General features: G+C 48.2%; 15 protein-coding genes. 6 read left to right on the top strand and 9 right to left on the bottom strand.

Translation table 11 applies throughout. The features are described from left to right. The first annotated feature begins 96 nt into the window (after nt 1-96). The 5 genes from M1D71_RS01845 to M1D71_RS01825 all read left to right on the top strand — a co-directional run bounded on the left by M1D71_RS01845 (nt 97) and on the right by M1D71_RS01825 (nt 3,765). Nucleotides 97-747: a response regulator gene (locus M1D71_RS01845; RefSeq protein ID WP_458125002.1), complete on the top strand. Its 651-nt coding sequence runs from the start codon at nt 97-99 to the stop codon at nt 745-747. After that, a complete protein-coding gene (locus tag M1D71_RS01840; protein WP_458125001.1) occupies nt 740-1,855 on the top strand; it encodes a PAS domain-containing sensor histidine kinase in 1,116 nt (371 codons plus the stop codon). The genes M1D71_RS01845 and M1D71_RS01840 overlap by 8 nt, the downstream gene beginning before the upstream one ends. A 267-nt stretch (nt 1,856-2,122) precedes the next feature. Further along, a complete protein-coding gene (locus tag M1D71_RS01835) occupies nt 2,123-2,617 on the top strand; it encodes an Lrp/AsnC family transcriptional regulator (protein WP_036616550.1) in 495 nt (164 codons plus the stop codon). Nucleotides 2,618-2,629: 12 nt separating this feature from the next. Then, nucleotides 2,630-3,217 carry a chromate transporter gene (locus tag M1D71_RS01830; RefSeq protein ID WP_458125000.1) on the top strand — a complete coding sequence of 196 codons (588 nt, stop codon included), beginning with the start codon at nt 2,630-2,632 and terminating at the stop codon, nt 3,215-3,217. Between the two features lie 2 nt (nt 3,218-3,219). Next, the gene (locus M1D71_RS01825; RefSeq protein ID WP_458124999.1) at nt 3,220-3,765 is read left to right on the top strand and encodes a chromate transporter; all 546 of its coding nucleotides are present in this window, start codon (nt 3,220-3,222) and stop codon (nt 3,763-3,765) included. Nucleotides 3,766-3,810: 45 nt separating this feature from the next. Here the strand turns inward: M1D71_RS01825 and M1D71_RS01820 are convergent, their stop codons facing one another. Both M1D71_RS01820 and M1D71_RS01815 read right to left on the bottom strand, forming a co-directional pair. After that, nucleotides 3,811-4,131, bottom strand: coding sequence for a YrdB family protein (locus tag M1D71_RS01820; protein ID WP_458124998.1), 321 nt, complete (start codon nt 4,129-4,131; stop codon nt 3,811-3,813). A gap of 191 nt (nt 4,132-4,322) precedes the next feature. Then, the gene (locus M1D71_RS01815) at nt 4,323-6,695 is read right to left on the bottom strand and encodes an Ig-like domain-containing protein (RefSeq protein ID WP_458124997.1); all 2,373 of its coding nucleotides are present in this window, start codon (nt 6,693-6,695) and stop codon (nt 4,323-4,325) included. 212 nt (nt 6,696-6,907) lie between these two features. On the opposite strand from M1D71_RS01815, the gene M1D71_RS01810 reads away from it, so the two are divergent. Next, complete coding sequence (locus M1D71_RS01810) at nt 6,908-7,513, top strand: methyltransferase domain-containing protein (protein WP_458124996.1); 606 nt, start codon at nt 6,908-6,910, stop codon at nt 7,511-7,513. A gap of 338 nt (nt 7,514-7,851) precedes the next feature. Here M1D71_RS01810 and M1D71_RS01805 read toward each other — a convergent pair whose 3' ends face one another. From M1D71_RS01805 to M1D71_RS01775, 7 genes are all read right to left on the bottom strand, one after another. Then, complete coding sequence (locus M1D71_RS01805) at nt 7,852-8,988, bottom strand: glycoside hydrolase family 88 protein (protein WP_458124995.1); 1,137 nt, start codon at nt 8,986-8,988, stop codon at nt 7,852-7,854. Between the two features lie 242 nt (nt 8,989-9,230). Then, entirely contained in the window at nt 9,231-9,443 is a 213-nt protein-coding gene (locus tag M1D71_RS01800) for a hypothetical protein (RefSeq protein ID WP_458124994.1), read from the bottom strand. A 24-nt stretch (nt 9,444-9,467) separates the two neighbouring features. Continuing rightward, nucleotides 9,468-11,459: a hypothetical protein gene (locus tag M1D71_RS01795; protein WP_458124993.1), complete on the bottom strand. Its 1,992-nt coding sequence runs from the start codon at nt 11,457-11,459 to the stop codon at nt 9,468-9,470. A 276-nt stretch (nt 11,460-11,735) separates the two neighbouring features. Further along, nucleotides 11,736-12,392 (bottom strand): SGNH/GDSL hydrolase family protein, encoded by a 657-nt coding sequence (locus M1D71_RS01790; protein WP_458124992.1) that lies wholly within the window; start codon nt 12,390-12,392, stop codon nt 11,736-11,738. 302 nt (nt 12,393-12,694) lie between these two features. Further along, on the bottom strand, nt 12,695-13,501 hold the full coding sequence (locus M1D71_RS01785; RefSeq protein ID WP_458124991.1) for an NAD-dependent epimerase/dehydratase family protein: 807 nt from the start codon (nt 13,499-13,501) through the stop codon (nt 12,695-12,697). A 101-nt stretch (nt 13,502-13,602) separates the two neighbouring features. Then, a complete protein-coding gene (locus M1D71_RS01780) occupies nt 13,603-13,932 on the bottom strand; it encodes an AzlD domain-containing protein (RefSeq protein ID WP_458124990.1) in 330 nt (109 codons plus the stop codon). Then, a complete protein-coding gene (locus M1D71_RS01775; RefSeq protein WP_458127133.1) occupies nt 13,923-14,639 on the bottom strand; it encodes an AzlC family ABC transporter permease in 717 nt (238 codons plus the stop codon). Before M1D71_RS01775 ends, M1D71_RS01780 begins: the two co-directional genes overlap by 10 nt. Between the last annotated feature and the right edge of the window lie 381 nt (nt 14,640-15,020).

Below are 15,020 nucleotides of genomic sequence, written 5' to 3'. Positions count from 1 at the left end.
GAGAGTGAGAGAAGCTATTCGGAGATTTAAGCTCTGAATGGCTTCTTTTTTGTTATGATATAGATAGAACTGTGGAATCGGACAGGGGGAAATGATGTGATTCAACTATTAGTTGTAGACGACCATGTTGTCGTGCGCTCCGGGCTGATCGCCTTACTGGAAGGAAAGAATGATATACATATCGTTGGAGATGCCGCTGACGGCGATGAAGCCATTGCCAAGGCTCAAGAATTGAAACCAGATGTCGTCTTGATGGATTTCAGCATGCCGCCAGGCAAAGACGGCCTGACGGCTACCGCTGAATTGAAAAAATTAATGCCGGATCTCGCGATCCTGATTCTGACGATGCATGATGATGAGGAGTACCTTTTCCGAGCGATTCATGCCGGAGCTTCCGGTTACATCCTCAAGAGCGCGCCGCACGAAGAATTGCTGGCCGCTATACGCTCTGTGGCAGATGGCAGTGCTTACTTGTACCCGAGTGCGACCAAACGGCTGATGAGCGAATACCTCGACAAAGCCAAACAGGAAAACGCCGGACCTTATGACACACTTTCCGATCGGGAGAAAGAAATTCTGTCCTGGATCGCCAAGGGATACGCTAACAAGGAAATCGCCGAACATCTGATCATCAGTGTCAAGACGGTCGAATCCCACAAAAGCAATCTGATGGAGAAGCTTGGCCTGCGTACACGACCGGAACTGGTGAAGTTCGCCATGAAAAAGGGGTTGTTGAACTTTGAGTAGTGCACGCAAGAACAGACTAAGTGGACTCGCAGACCAGCCCGTACGCCTCCTGCTGAACGAGATCGACAACCACATTACCGATAATGAATTTCGCAGCAGGTTGAAGGGTTCCCTGCATCAACTGAGTGATCTGAAATTTGCTCTGGATGAGTCCTCCATTGTTGCTCTCACGGACCGCAAAGGGAAAATCCAATATGTGAATGATAAATTCTGTGAGATCTCGCAGTATGAACGCGAGGAACTGATCGGTAAGGATCATCGAATCATTAATTCCGGATACCATGGCAAAAACTTTATGAAAAACCTGTGGGACACAATATCCTCAGGTAAGGTATGGAACGGGGAGATTCGCAATCGTGCCAGAGATGGCAGTTATTATTGGGTCAACACCACCATCGTGCCTTTCCTCGATAACGATGGCGAGCCATATCAATATCTGGCTGTACGTAGTGAGGTAACCAAGCTGAAATCTGTCGAAGGCGAGTTGCAGAAGATGATGTCCCAAGTAATGAACATTCAGGAAGAGGAGCGACGCCGGATCTCGCGTGAACTGCATGACGGGATCGGACAAAGTCTCTTCTCTCTGGTTATTCAGATGGACCGACTACTGGCAGATCAGCCTCAACCGGGCGTCGAAGCACTGCGAAAACAGGTCACGGGCATCATGGAAGATGTGCGCGGCATGGCATGGGAACTAAGGCCATCCGTTCTGGATGACCTCGGTGTTGTCCCGGCAATTCGGACTTACATTGAGAATTATACCCGTCACTACGGGATCGAAGTGGATCTGGAATGTAACTTGCGCAAGCGACTGGAGATGAACCGGGAGATTGCCATATACCGGATTATCCAGGAAGCCTTAACGAATGTCGCGAAGTATGCCGATGTTGCCGAGGCACGTGTTGCTGTAGAAGATGCGGAAGACATGACGATGGTTATTATTGAAGACCAGGGTGCTGGATTCAGCGAAGCAACCGCTGGCAATGGTGTTGGATTGTTCAGCATGGAAGAGCGTGCCCGTGGAGCAGGCGGAACGTTGAGAGTTTCTTCCGAGCCTGGCGAAGGGACAACCGTCACCCTTTTCCTGCCCAAGACAGCACAGGCATAACCGCACATGCCTCGTATCGTGCTTTGCGCTTCACTCCAGCTTATCTATATTTAACGGCTGCTCGCTATTGGACTGTGCGAGTGGTCTTTTTATTTCCGATTGGACAAAATGACAAAATGAAAGCTCAAAATCGGTCAAATTCAATAATCATGATAAATAGATTGACTCCAGTTACGATTCGTCATTAAACTATGAATGCCACATACACATTGTATGTTCAGTAAAATTTCAATTCATTTCATATAGCGAGAGAAAAGGATGGTCAACATGTCAGAGAAACGCTCCTCCAAGGGAGGGGAAATTCCACAAATGTACAATCTGGACGAGATGGATCGCAAAATCATCGCCGCGCTTCACCATAACAGCCGAATATCCTATACGGATCTGGGTACACAGATTGGGTTGTCACGTGTAGCCGTCCAAGCTCGCATTAATGCTTTATCGGAAAAAGGAATCATCGAACGCTTCACCGTGGTGATCAACCCTGGCAAGGTTGGGCTACAGGTCTCCGCCTTTTTCAATGTCGATGTTGAACCGCCCTTCCTGGATGAAGTCGCGGAGAAACTGGACGAAGAACCGGCCGTCACCAGCCTCTATCATATGACAGGCCCGAGTACCCTGCACATGCACGGTATTTTTGCGGATATGGAAGAGATGGAGCAGTTCTTGCTCGAGAAGCTCTACAAGATGCCAGGCATCGTCAAAGTCGAATCACAGCTGTTGTTGAAACGCTATAAAAGCCGGATGGGCATGAGACTCTAGGAGGAAATCAGCATGGGTTGGAAAGATTACAAAGGTCTCGTGATCGGAATGGTCCGAACCGGGATTCTCGGATATGGCGGTGGACCTTCGGTTATTCCATTGATCCGTTATGAAGCTATTACGCGTTATAAATGGGTCAGTGATGAGGAGTTCGGCGAGATTTTGGCTATCGCTAACGCCCTTCCCGGTCCTATTGCGACCAAGATGGCCGCATATTTGGGTTATAAAACCAAAGGTGTACTGGGCGCGATTGTGTCCGTACTCGCTCACATTTTACCGACAAGCATTGCTATCATTGCTCTGCTCGGTTCCATGTACGCGCTGCGCGAGTCGAAAGTGGTAGCAGGCATGGTAGCCGCCGTTCGGCCGGTCATTTTTGTCATGCTGGGTATGATGGCTTATGAATTCGCCATGAAAGCCTGGAAGGGACTCGGCAAGGTCTTTGCCGCCCTGTTTGGCGTAATTGCCTTTGTACTATTGCAACTGCTGGATATCCATCCGGGGATTGTGATCGCGGTTTTCCTTGGATACGGTGTCTTCCATCTGGATCTGGTCCAGCGCTTCAAGTCCAAAGGCAAGTCCGATAAGGGGGTGTCCTAAGGATGCTCCAGACCTGGTGGGAATTATTTTGGGGATTTTTCGTAGCAAACATCTTGGGATATGGGGGCGGCCCGGCTTCCATTCCGCTCATGCAGGAAGAAATTGTGAACCACTACCAATGGATGACCACCGAGCAATTCGGTGATGTGCTGGCGATTGGTAACGCCCTTCCCGGCCCGATTGCAACCAAAATTGCTGCATTCGTCGGGTATCACGTGGCAGGCTGGTTTGGGGCATTTATCGCAAGCTTTGCTACAATCGTACCTTCCGCAACCGCATTAATTATATTACTTCGTCTATTGAACAAACATCGTACTTCACCGAAAGTTAAAGGCATGACCCTGCTCGTGCAGCCTGTTATCGCTGTACTCATGATCCTGCTTACATGGGAATTCGGTCAGTTATCCACCGATTCCATCGGCATCTGGCAGACGTTGATCATTGCAGCCATCTCGCTCTGGGTCATGACCAAAACCAAGCTGCATCCGGCCATTCTGATCGTGATTGCTTTTGCCTATGGTGCACTGGTACTGTCGCACACGATGTAATTTTAATTGTGATAATATAATTCATGATTATATTTATCCTTCAAGCTACTGATGCCATAGCTGCATCAGTAGCTTGTTTATTATATATAACACTCCGTATACCATTGCCAGCATCGGCCTATCCAAGGTAAGTAGCAACCAGACGGGCAGACCGAATAGGACGATTTCGAAGCCCAGATGTACCCATCCCGTCAATGGATATGCTGCTTGTGGAGACCCCCATAGTCCCCATAATACTGCGACCAGTACAGGAGCAACAATACTCAGAACAACTCTGCCCCAACCTCCGTTTCCTACCCTGAACCCCCAATATGCATATATGGCAAGTGCACATAACTCCAAAATAAACCGTACAGCGAGATTCATTGACTGCAGTGAAGAAAGTATACTCGATCAGCTCCTTTGAGTTAAAACTAACTATATTAGTTTAATCTCATCTTATACTAATGCCGTTAGTTTAACAAGATAGTATGCAACAAAAATACGGTGATGCCAGCTCTTAAGCTGACACCACCGCAAATTGAATTGTACGCTTACGTTCGCATTACAAGACCCATTTACTTCGCTTCAACCACGACAGTTACTTTGGTTTTTACACCTGCAAATGTTACGGTAATCGTTGCTTTACCTTTGCCATTTGCCTGAATGATGCCGTCTTTCACCGATGCTGTCGCAATACGGGAAGACTTCCAGAGAGCCGGTTTGGATACATTAGCTTCACTGCCATCGGCATACGTTGCAGTTGCCGCCACAGTTACTTTTTCTCCTGGCTTCATGGTCAATGTTACTTTATCGGTCTGCAAATATTTCAGTGTATCCACATCTACCGCAATGGTTACAGACTTGCTGCCGTATTTAGCTGTAATTTTAGCTTTACCTGAACCTATAGCTTTGACTTTACCTTTGGTTACCTGTGCTACTTTGTAACTGTTGGTTTTCCATTCAGCTTTGTCTGTTACATCACGCTCGCTACCGTCGCTCAAGAAAGCAGTTACCGTCAGATCAGCTGTATCACCTGATTTCAGGGAAAGAGCCGGTTCGGAAGCTTCAATACGTGAGATGACATCCACTTCGACCTGAATGGTCACTTTTTTGGAGCCGTATTCTGCCGTGATATTGGCTTTACCACTGCTGTTACCCGTGATCACACCTTTTTTCACATCAGCTACACGTGAGTTGCTTGATTTCCAGGTTGCTTCGGATGTTACATCCAGCGTGTTGCCATCTTCATCCGTACCTGTTAGAAGGATATTCTGTGTTTCTTTGGCGGACAGAACAACGAAGTTCACATCTGCTTCCAGTCCACTTGCCATACCTACTTCAACAGGCAGAGTCAGCGTTTTGCCTTCAATCTTCGCTGTGATGGTCGCTTTACCTGTAGCAACACCTGTGATAACCCCTTTGCTATCTACCTCAGCGATTTTGTCACTGCTGCTGCTCCAGGTTGCATCTTCGGATACATCCTTGGATGTTTCACCGTACAACGCCAGTACTTTGGCATTGGTCGTTCCTCCAACGGCTACAGAAGCTTTCTTCTTGTCCATCTCATACTTATCTGCTACGTCTACATTCACTGTGAATTTAACCGTTTTACCGCCATAAGCTACAGTGATCGTAGCCGTACCGGATTTGTATGCGATCAAATCGCCGTTGGATACATATACAACATCTGCATTGCTTGAAGTCCATGTTGCTTTGGAAGTTACAACTTCTGTGCTTCCATCAATATACTCTGCATTGGCCACCAATGTCTTGGACTTGTTATCACCCGTAACACTCATGGCGAGCTTGTCATTTACATCTTTGATATCCAAATATCTTGCCGTATCTACATCGACAGCAATTTCGACTGTTTTACCACTATAAGTGGCTTTGATCGTTGTCGAACCTGCACTAATGGCTGTAACCTGTCCCTTGAATACTGTCGCAACTTTCTCGTTGCTGGATGTCCAAGTTGCTTGATCCGTTACATTCACATCGCTACTGTTCGGATATGAAGCTGTTACAACGACATTAGCCGTTTTGGTTGTCTCATTCAAACGGAAGAAAATACTTTGTTTCTCCACACTCAGTTTGCTGGTCAGATCCACATCCACGTCAACGGATACTGATTTCGTACCGTATTTGGCTGTGATCTTGGCAGAACCTGCCGAATATCCTGTGATTTCACCCTTAAGAACATCTGCAACCTTCTCATTGCTGGATGTCCACTCCGCCAGATCGGTTACATCTTTGGTTGTGCCATCTGGATAAGTAGCCGTCACGTTCACACTTTCACTTTTGTTCAACAACAAGTTAACTTGCTGTTTATCTACATCTACACGTTTAACCACTTCAACGTTAACATCCACCGTCACGCTTTGGCTGCCAACCTTGGCTGTGATGACGGCCGTACCCGCGCTTTGTCCAGTTACTTTACCATTCACAACGGTAGCAACCTTCTCATCACTGGTAGACCATTCTGCAGTCTCGGATGCCTTTTCACTTGTAGTGTTGTCACTATACGTTGCTGTCAAAATAATGTCTTTCGTGTCTCCCGTACGCAATTCCAGACTTTGCACGTTTTTCGAAAGAGCTTTGACCTTCTTCGTTACTTTCACTTGAACGGTCTGACTCTGACCCTGGTACGCTGCGGTAATCGTTGCTGTACCTTCCTTTTTGGCTGTAATTGCGCCATTATATACAGTTGCTATCGAAGTATCACTGGTACTCCAGGATGAACTGATCGTTACGTTTGTCGACGTATTATCAGAATATACCCCTGTTACCGTAACAGAACTGGAATCACCAACTTCGAGCGACATTTCATTCTTGGAAACCACAATTTTGGACAGTTCTTTATCTGCCGCAGCGGCCAAGCCTACGTTGGATATACTCAGCATCAACACCAGCATCATCACCATGTACTTGGTCAATCTTGGCTTTAACATCATTTCCCCCCGATTATCATCATTTTTTTCCTTATCTTTAATGTCGGCAAGTTCTTCCCAGATGTTTAGACTTTCAGGAAATTTTCAGGTAATTCTGTGGAAATTAATTCATTCGCTCCTCCTGTTCCGACTAATTCATACCTGCGAATATTGCGCATAACCTATGTATAGTGATTGTCTTGAACTTCATTTCACAGGATCGGGGGAAGCATATGCGCCAGCCTTTTGATTACATCGGATATTGGGAGGAGACGTATCGTTCGGGTGAGACTTCTGGGAGGGGTTCATACGGGGTATTGGCCGAATTCAAGGCCGAAGTTGTGAACGGATTAATTCAACGCGAAGGCATTCATCGTGTCATTGAGTTTGGATGTGGGGATGGCAACCAGTTGCAATACATGAACTATGAGGATTACCTGGGTGTTGATGTGGCAGCCTCTTCCGTAAAACGCTGTGCTTCCCAGTTTGCCAAAGATTCGTCCAAGAGCTTCATGCTGTATACACCAGGACTGTGGGTTAACCGAGGTTTCCTGCAAGCCGATCTGACGGTCTGTCTGGATGTGCTGTATCATATTACAGATGAAACAGATTTTCGCAATACCCTCTACGATGTTCTGCACTCTTCCACAGCATGGGTGGTGCTATACACGCGTTTGAAAGAAGACGGCAACCCGGGGATTGATACAATCCAGGACCGTAATCTGTTCGAGTATCTGTTCGACTACCCTGATTTCAAAGTTCATGAGATTATTCCGCAGCGCTATCCGGATCAATCTTCTGCCGACTTTGTCATTCTGAGACGCACGCCTTCAAAATGAGACACGTCCTTTTCAATAGAGCATAACAACTACCAATCTCTATAAACCAACGGGATTCGCACGAGTACGATCTTCATAGGTTAGCTTCTTCTTTCGTCTTCCTTCGCTTATGTACATCATCCGCCTCTGTCTCCAATAGAAAAGATATCGTTCCTAATATTGGAGACAGCCACACCCGGGCAGGTGATGATGGATTTTCTACTGGTGCTACTACTAACTACTGAATATATAACTGATTTATGATTTTAATCGAATGCATCAACTCGAAGGCTAATAATATGACCCTACTGATTAGTTCTAAGCTTTACTTCATTCTGTGCGTAGTTCTCCATTCTTCTTTAAAATAACCCCGCACGTCCACGCAGCTTCGCCAGCGCTTCCATATAGAAATAATCGCCGTATATAATCGGCACATTCAGCCCTCGCCCTTCCGGGTAATGCACCGTTCCCTGCATGATCAGACCTTCTTCCGCTGCCGAGTCGCCGGAGCTATAGTTCTCATGCAAACCGCGGACGATTCGTTCTCCCGCGGCGGCGTAGGTTTCGCCGCGTGGCGACAGCTTCGCCAGCTCTAGCAACCCGCTCGCGGCAATTGCCGCAGCGGACGAGTCCCACGCCACCTGATGCTCCGCAGGTGCGCGGAAATCCCACACCGGCACGATCTCTTCGCCAAGCATGGCGAGGAAGAAATCGGCCGCACGCTCCGCTGTCTCCAGATATCGGGCTTCGCCCGTATACCGGAAAGACAGCGCAAACCCGTGCAACGCCCAGGCGGTGCCCCGCGCCCAGGCGGAACCCGGAGCATGGCCCTGTCCGCCATGCTCTCGCAGCTTCTGCCCCGTGTGTGTATCGAACTCCACCACGTGGCAGATGGACCCGTCAGCGCGGATGAATTCGCGCGCCACGGTGTCCGCATGCGCTTCCGCCAGCCAGCGGAAGCGAGGGTCGCCGCTCTGCTCGGATGCCCAGTAGAGCAGCGGCAGGTTCATCATGCTGTCAATGATGGCTACGCCGCGCGTATCCATTGCTGACGAGCTGAAGTTCCAGGCGCGGATGAACTCACCGCGCACGTGGAAGCGGGCAGCGAGCAGGTTGGCGGCAAGCATGCCACGCCGCCGTCCATCCGCGCTGCCCGTCTGGCGGTAGTTGGCTACGCCACTAAGCAGCCAGATGAACCCCAGATCGTGATCGACCGATTCGGGATCACGCAGACAACCTTCCAGTTGCCGCTCACAGCTTTCGGCAATGCGATGTAGCGGAGCTGCCGCTTCACTTTCCGGAGATTCCCCATAGATCAGCCATAACAATCCAGGCCAGAAACCTGCTGTCCACCATTCCGGATCATTCCGGTCATACGTCCCCTGCGGGGAGATGTGCGGGAATGTATCCTTAATCCGCTTCGCATTCCGAATCGTTTTGGCAGCTCCCTGTTGCCACGCTTCCTCTAACCATTTTACCGACGTTGATGTGTTCATGAACATATCCCTCCTCGATTCAATACCAGACTTTAACCCCCGACCTGAACACCTTCATGTAACCTCACCCAAGCGGATTGTAAATGTCAGACTACGGGCTCCGCTCATTTCAATTCGCGCTTCCCTCAGTAACCCATTGCGGGGGGCCACGGCCTGCTCCTCCAGATGAATAATGGCCCCCTGATCCAGTGCTGTAGATTCTTCATACGCTCTCCGATACTCCGTTCGTACACTATGATCCGTTAAGCCGCAGCCATCGCATAGGCTGGTGTAGCATAATACCTCTCCACACCCGAGAACGGATCTATAATTGCACCATCACTATCCTGATATGATGTGTAAGCGCGAACAACACTCTCAACAAGCGCCAGCTTGCGATCCCGATTCCAGCCTTCTGTCGGAGCTGGGCCCGCTTGTTCTGCCAACGTACGGTAACGTTTCGAGTTAATCTTCATGGATACGTGAAAGCAGATGTATATTTACTCAATCATGTTCACCTCGTTTTCTCCCATTTTCGGTTCTATGATGAAGATTACCTTACATATCGTTTCACGTGGATCAGGACTTTCTAACCGAACATCTGTTTCATCAATCACACCTGTCCATGATAGTGACGTCCGATAGAATGTGACTGGAACATTGTCATGGTCAACTGTGTCCATTGCCTCCGTAAGGACTTGCCACTGGTTCGCATCATATGTCATGTGGACTGTTCCATGTACACCTTGCCAGCGAAGATTACCGCTCTTCACCACTTCAGGCTTCAATCTGCTCATCCATCGCTCTACAACGCTTGAACACCCTGCACCTGAATCGTCCACCGAAGATGATTTTTCAGCCGAAGACACAATCCTGCTTTTCCATTGAAAACGGTCAATCATACGCAATTCTGCCCTATCTCTGCTACTGTCAGGACCTATTCTCCAATGAAATTGGCGCATATAACGAGCCAGCGAAGCAGCTCCAGGGTATGCGGATGTCAGATCCAATGTTGTATCCAGCTCACAGCTATCCTTTGCCAGATTTGCCTCCAACACTTGGGCTTGCGCTTGCCGACCCGAGCTTTGCTCCTGACCTTCAATGAGCGGAACGCTATGCCCGGATGATGAGATGTGGAACAACTGCTCTCTACCTGGTGCAAAATAGGCTTGGCTATACAACCCTGCTCCTGGATCACATAGGATGTTCTCACCACCGCAATGGATAATGAACTGCCCTAGATCATTATGGTTATGAGGTTCGTCGTTATGCCCGCCTTTAACGGAAATAGCAACATGAAGGGGGGCGCTGTTCGTACGTTGTGTACCCGGACAATCGATCGTGCCCTTTGCAATCATCCAGCCCAGATTTTGAAAAACAATTCCACGTTCAGACTGTGCAACGGCTTCTTCGTCACCATATACTTCCGGATCGCTCCACATCACGTTCCGCAGCAGATGAGCCCAGCGATGACAGGGATCATCGGTAAGCAGTGGAATGTGAAGCGGCAGATCCATTTGTAACCCAACTCGGGATGCAAGCAGGGAGAGTAATCCGGAAGGAATCTCTTCCTGCTCGGCACTGTCCGAATAGTTCACAAATATGCCGCCCGACAGATGAACTCGCAGCGGGAAGGCTGCGATTGCTGCGACTTTGGAACCCGTCAACAGATCTAGTTCACCCTCACTATACTCACGAAGCATCTCGGCATAATAGGTAAAATAACCGAAGCCATATACCCAATATCCAATACCTTCGGCACAGCCGCCATCCTCGCCATAACCGCTCAGGAATGCGTTCATACAACTGACTGTTTGGCAGATCGATTCCCGTAGTGTTGGCTCATCCTCCAACAGCAACAATGCAGCCATGCCACAGCAGCCACCACAGACCGCCGACCAGTTGTGATCCGCTGTCTGCCAGTGGAACTTCCGTTGATCCCGGTAAAGCGGAGTGAAGATTCGCCGCTCTGCTTCGAACCTGATCCGCTCTATGACAAGGCGATCCAGCCGCTCGGCGTGAATCGTTACAACTTCGGCCAGCATATGTACCGTCTCTGCGGCGAACAGATCGATGTTTCCATCCACCTGATCGACCTCTCCCGTACCCAGATGCGCTGTCAAACACCACGTATACTCACCACATATGTCCCACAACATTTCTTCCAACGCTTGCAGTGCATCCGGCCTGGCCGTGTCCAATGCGAGCATCGCCACAGCAGCCAGTCTGCCCCTTCGATCAAAATAAGCCTCCTCATAGGCTTTCCGCTCACCTGTATCGCTGAACTGTCGATATAGACGGAACGACAAGGAAGGTATGGGTTCGTTCAAGGCACGTTCACCGTAAGCCTTCAAGTCCGTGTATAGCGTAGTCAACTCAGGCCGGGCTAACTTCTCCAAGAGTCTGTCGGCGCTTAGGGAACTCACTGCTTTGCTCTCATTTCCACGTTTGTTTATGTTTTCATTTTCGACTTCGTGAATGGAATCTTCCATTGGATTCACCACTCTTCGTTAATGGAATGTCATACCAATATTATAATGTAATCGATTTCATTTTACCGGATTTCATAACACTTTTGAAGAATTATCCATTAGAAACCTTTCCACGACCTTACGTCCTTCTCCTTCCTAACCAAAAAAAAGAAGAACCCTCGTCAGGTTCTCCGTTGTATTCTGCCTGTCAGCACAGGCTTTTTATGGCTATCTCATACCCTTATCCAATCCTTAACACCTGTTCCCGCTGCCCAAATCGCAACTGTTCCGTTATTGTTACACAATCGCAAGTGGAGAATTTTGTACAACAGATAACCACTGACGTGCAATCAGCTCATGACCTGCTGCGGTTGGATGCACGCCATCCCACAACCAGTATGCTGCATCCGCCTGCTTCAGGGCATCGTTGAACGTTTGTTGCAATGGTACCCACACAGCCCCGAATTCTTCAGCGAGACCTTGCGCCAGATTCTGATACTGACCAATATGCTCTTCCCAAGCCTCCCATTTCTCCACAGTCGCTCCGGTTTTCAGAATAAACGGCTCCAGCAAAATCAGACCCGTATCCGGCATCACTTCCCTTGTTTCTTCTAGCAAGTGACGATATGCTCGTCCGAAACGATCCGTAATCCCGCTAGGCTCTCCATTCATCGTGCGCCAGGCATCATTAACCCCAATCAGGATGCTGATCAGATCGGGTTTCAGACTAATCGTATCCTCATTCCAGCGTGCGTACAGATCGGATACCCGATCCCCGCTGATGCCTCTGTTATAGAATGTCTTATGCTTGCCGGCCAGTTCCATACCCAGTTTGCTGGAGATCAGATACGCATACCCGTGACCGAGAAAATGATTCGGATCATCATTGCGTGATCTTCCCCCATCTGTAATCGAGTCTCCCTGAAACAATATAACGGATGGACTTGTACTCATGATTGAAATCGTTCCTTCCTCTTGTGCAAAATGGAAACACTGAACACCTCAGTCTCCATTTTATCCCTTTCGGCTACAATAGAAAATAGCGTTTTCATAACTATATAAGTTGAACTACATATATTTACACCGACACTACGATGACAGAACAACCTTCCAATCGCTGTTATCCCCAGATTTTTTTGATTCCCTTTTCAGAAGGGAAAAATCCGAGGATAAAGGCGAACGCTTCGCTTTTTCAGGTTTTTTCTGTCCTCTCCGTTATCGTGTAATTGATTAATTCATCTTATATAGATACCCATCTATGAATTCCTCGGTTCTTTCTCCACATGGCCTCCGCCCTGGAAGGCTGTCTCGTCGTGTTTATCGGGTACGCCCCTAAGCTTTGCCTCTTCCCACAGTTCGGCTGCATCATCCTGAGGATGGTATCCCATCTTCTGTGCCAGGTAGCCAATATCATAGTAATTGTCTGTATTCGCTGAAGTCCCATACAGATTCAGATATTTCATATCCGAATCCGCCTCAATACAGCACTCGGCAAGTTGAACCATGTCCCTGGGCGAGATCCAGATGTGGGCAGAGCGCTCCGAGTGCGGGTATGTATCACCCGAGAAGTTCCCTATCCGAATGTTGAATGAGGACAAGTTATATTTGTCGACGTAATACCGTCCCAGCAGTTCAATATAACATTTGCTAAGTCCATAGAAACTGTCCGGTCGGTACGGATCATCCACTTCAATATCCTCTCCGGTAGGATAGAAGCCTGTCGCATGGTTGGAGCTTGCAAAAATCACCCGCTGAACACCGTTCAACCGTGCAGCTTCATATACGTGGTAGGCTCCAGTTACATTGATCGGCAGAACTTTGCCCAGAAAATCTTCCTCATCCTTGGCCCATGCAATGTGCAGAACGGTGTGAACTCCCTGCATCAGTTCTTTCAAGCGTTCCCCGTCTGTCACATCCATAGCTACAATGCCAGCTTTCTCGTCTTCATGCAGATCGGCCGCAACGATGTCGTACGTGCCCTTGGATCTCAGCCCCTCCAACAGAGTGCGACCAATGACTCCAGCAGCTCCCGTAATTAACAGCTTGCGCTTTTGTTCACTCATGAATCCAGCTCCCTTCGCTCAGATAGGTTATCTGTCCTCTATAGAACAGTATTAACCGATCAGGCGAAGGAATTACCGGATATTACAATAGAACCTAGCAATTATCCGATCAAATATCGCAAGATCATCATCGCCACAATACCGACCAATACGGTTCCAAGCAGACTGCGTGTCCAGATGGCTACCGCAATCGTAGGCAGGGATGCCCACAAGGCCGCATTCTGCATAATCGGCACTAACTGGTTGTCCGACATGAATAGTTCCTGACCGATCAGTGCTGCCATGACCGCTACGGGTACATATTCAAGCCAGCGTAACAACCACAGTGGAATCTGTATCTTGCTGAACAGCATCAGTGGCAGTACACGCGGGATAAATGTTAACAACGCTGAACCCATAATAATCCAAAATACATCCCATCTTACTTCCATCGTTCCATGAACACTCCCATCGTTGCCGCAATGACCGCAGCCACAATAACACTCATGCTGCCAAGTGAAGCCATACTGGCGAAGATTACACAGACCACGGCGATAATCGCCACATTAATGTGTATTTTTTTATTTTTGCGATGCACCAGCTGGAGTACAACCAGTCCGATAAACATCGCTGGCAATGCATAATCCAGACCCAGTCGTTCCGGGTTGGTGATCCAGCGTCCAAAGTATGCTCCCGCCATATTGGCTACGAACCAGTTCAGGTACGCGGTAATATTCAGACCGTGCATCCACCGTTCACTGAGCCTTTCCCTGCCAATAGCACGCGTCATCGCCACACCGAATGACTCGTCGGTAAGCAGTGAACCAATCCACATATTTTTAAGCGGGGTCAGATGCCGAAAATACGGTGATACAGCTGCACTGAGCAGCAAATGACGAAGATTCACAAAAAATATGGTGAACATGATGGCTAGTGCTGACCCATTCGATGCGAGCATGCCTGCTGCAATAAACTGAGCTGATCCTGCATATAGGATCAGGCTGAGCAGAGCCGTTTCCGCCAGACTCAGACCTGCGGTCATTTCAATGACACCCGCAGCAAAGCCAATACTCAAATAGCCAAGCAGGGTTGGGATACAATCCTTGACCCCCTGCATGAAAGTGGCATGATCCTGGACCTCTTCCGTGTTCTTCTGCATAGATATCTGTTGTGTACTTTGGTCCAACTCCGGTACAACCCCTCTCCAATTTCTGTCTCCATCAGCCGATATATATCGATGAGTACCCATTCAGGTGCATTTTTCAATGAAAACAGCTTTCTCTGTGTATTCACCATAACAACGTCCATTCCTTAAGCATGTGGCATATTACATCTTTCGCGCCACATTAATTTAGAAATATACCACAAGATGTGCACTAAGGGAGAGACAGATTACTTTTTATAGAACAGATGTAATCCTAAATACCTATAAAACCAAAAAATATTTTCATAAAATGCATAAATAATGTTGAATAAACTCGAATTATGTCATACGATAGCACCAGAAACATCTGGAAATGTTGGAATCCTTACCAGCAAG

It is taken from the genome of Paenibacillus sp. Z3-2 (assembly GCF_054161325.1).
Note: the sequence above shows the minus strand (reverse complement) of the source record. Positions and strands in the feature narration are given on the sequence as shown.

Excerpts from the sequence above, each read along its gene's own strand:
- M1D71_RS01835 (WP_036616550.1), top strand. The coding sequence starts at position 2,123 with ATGTCAGAGAAACGCTCCTCCAAGGGAGGGGAAATTCCACAAATGTAC.
- M1D71_RS01830 (WP_458125000.1), top strand. The coding sequence starts at position 2,630 with ATGGGTTGGAAAGATTACAAAGGTCTCGTGATCGGAATGGTCCGAACC.
- M1D71_RS01825 (WP_458124999.1), top strand. The coding sequence starts at position 3,220 with ATGCTCCAGACCTGGTGGGAATTATTTTGGGGATTTTTCGTAGCAAAC.
- M1D71_RS01820 (WP_458124998.1), bottom strand. The coding sequence starts at position 4,131 with ATGAATCTCGCTGTACGGTTTATTTTGGAGTTATGTGCACTTGCCATA.
- M1D71_RS01815 (WP_458124997.1), bottom strand. The coding sequence starts at position 6,695 with ATGTTAAAGCCAAGATTGACCAAGTACATGGTGATGATGCTGGTGTTG.
- M1D71_RS01810 (WP_458124996.1), top strand. The coding sequence starts at position 6,908 with ATGCGCCAGCCTTTTGATTACATCGGATATTGGGAGGAGACGTATCGT.
- M1D71_RS01805 (WP_458124995.1), bottom strand. The coding sequence starts at position 8,988 with ATGAACACATCAACGTCGGTAAAATGGTTAGAGGAAGCGTGGCAACAG.
- M1D71_RS01800 (WP_458124994.1), bottom strand. The coding sequence starts at position 9,443 with ATGAAGATTAACTCGAAACGTTACCGTACGTTGGCAGAACAAGCGGGC.
- M1D71_RS01795 (WP_458124993.1), bottom strand. The coding sequence starts at position 11,459 with ATGGAAGATTCCATTCACGAAGTCGAAAATGAAAACATAAACAAACGT.
- M1D71_RS01790 (WP_458124992.1), bottom strand. The coding sequence starts at position 12,392 with ATGAGTACAAGTCCATCCGTTATATTGTTTCAGGGAGACTCGATTACA.
- M1D71_RS01785 (WP_458124991.1), bottom strand. The coding sequence starts at position 13,501 with ATGAGTGAACAAAAGCGCAAGCTGTTAATTACGGGAGCTGCTGGAGTC.
- M1D71_RS01780 (WP_458124990.1), bottom strand. The coding sequence starts at position 13,932 with ATGGAAGTAAGATGGGATGTATTTTGGATTATTATGGGTTCAGCGTTG.
- M1D71_RS01775 (WP_458127133.1), bottom strand. The coding sequence starts at position 14,639 with ATGCAGAAGAACACGGAAGAGGTCCAGGATCATGCCACTTTCATGCAG.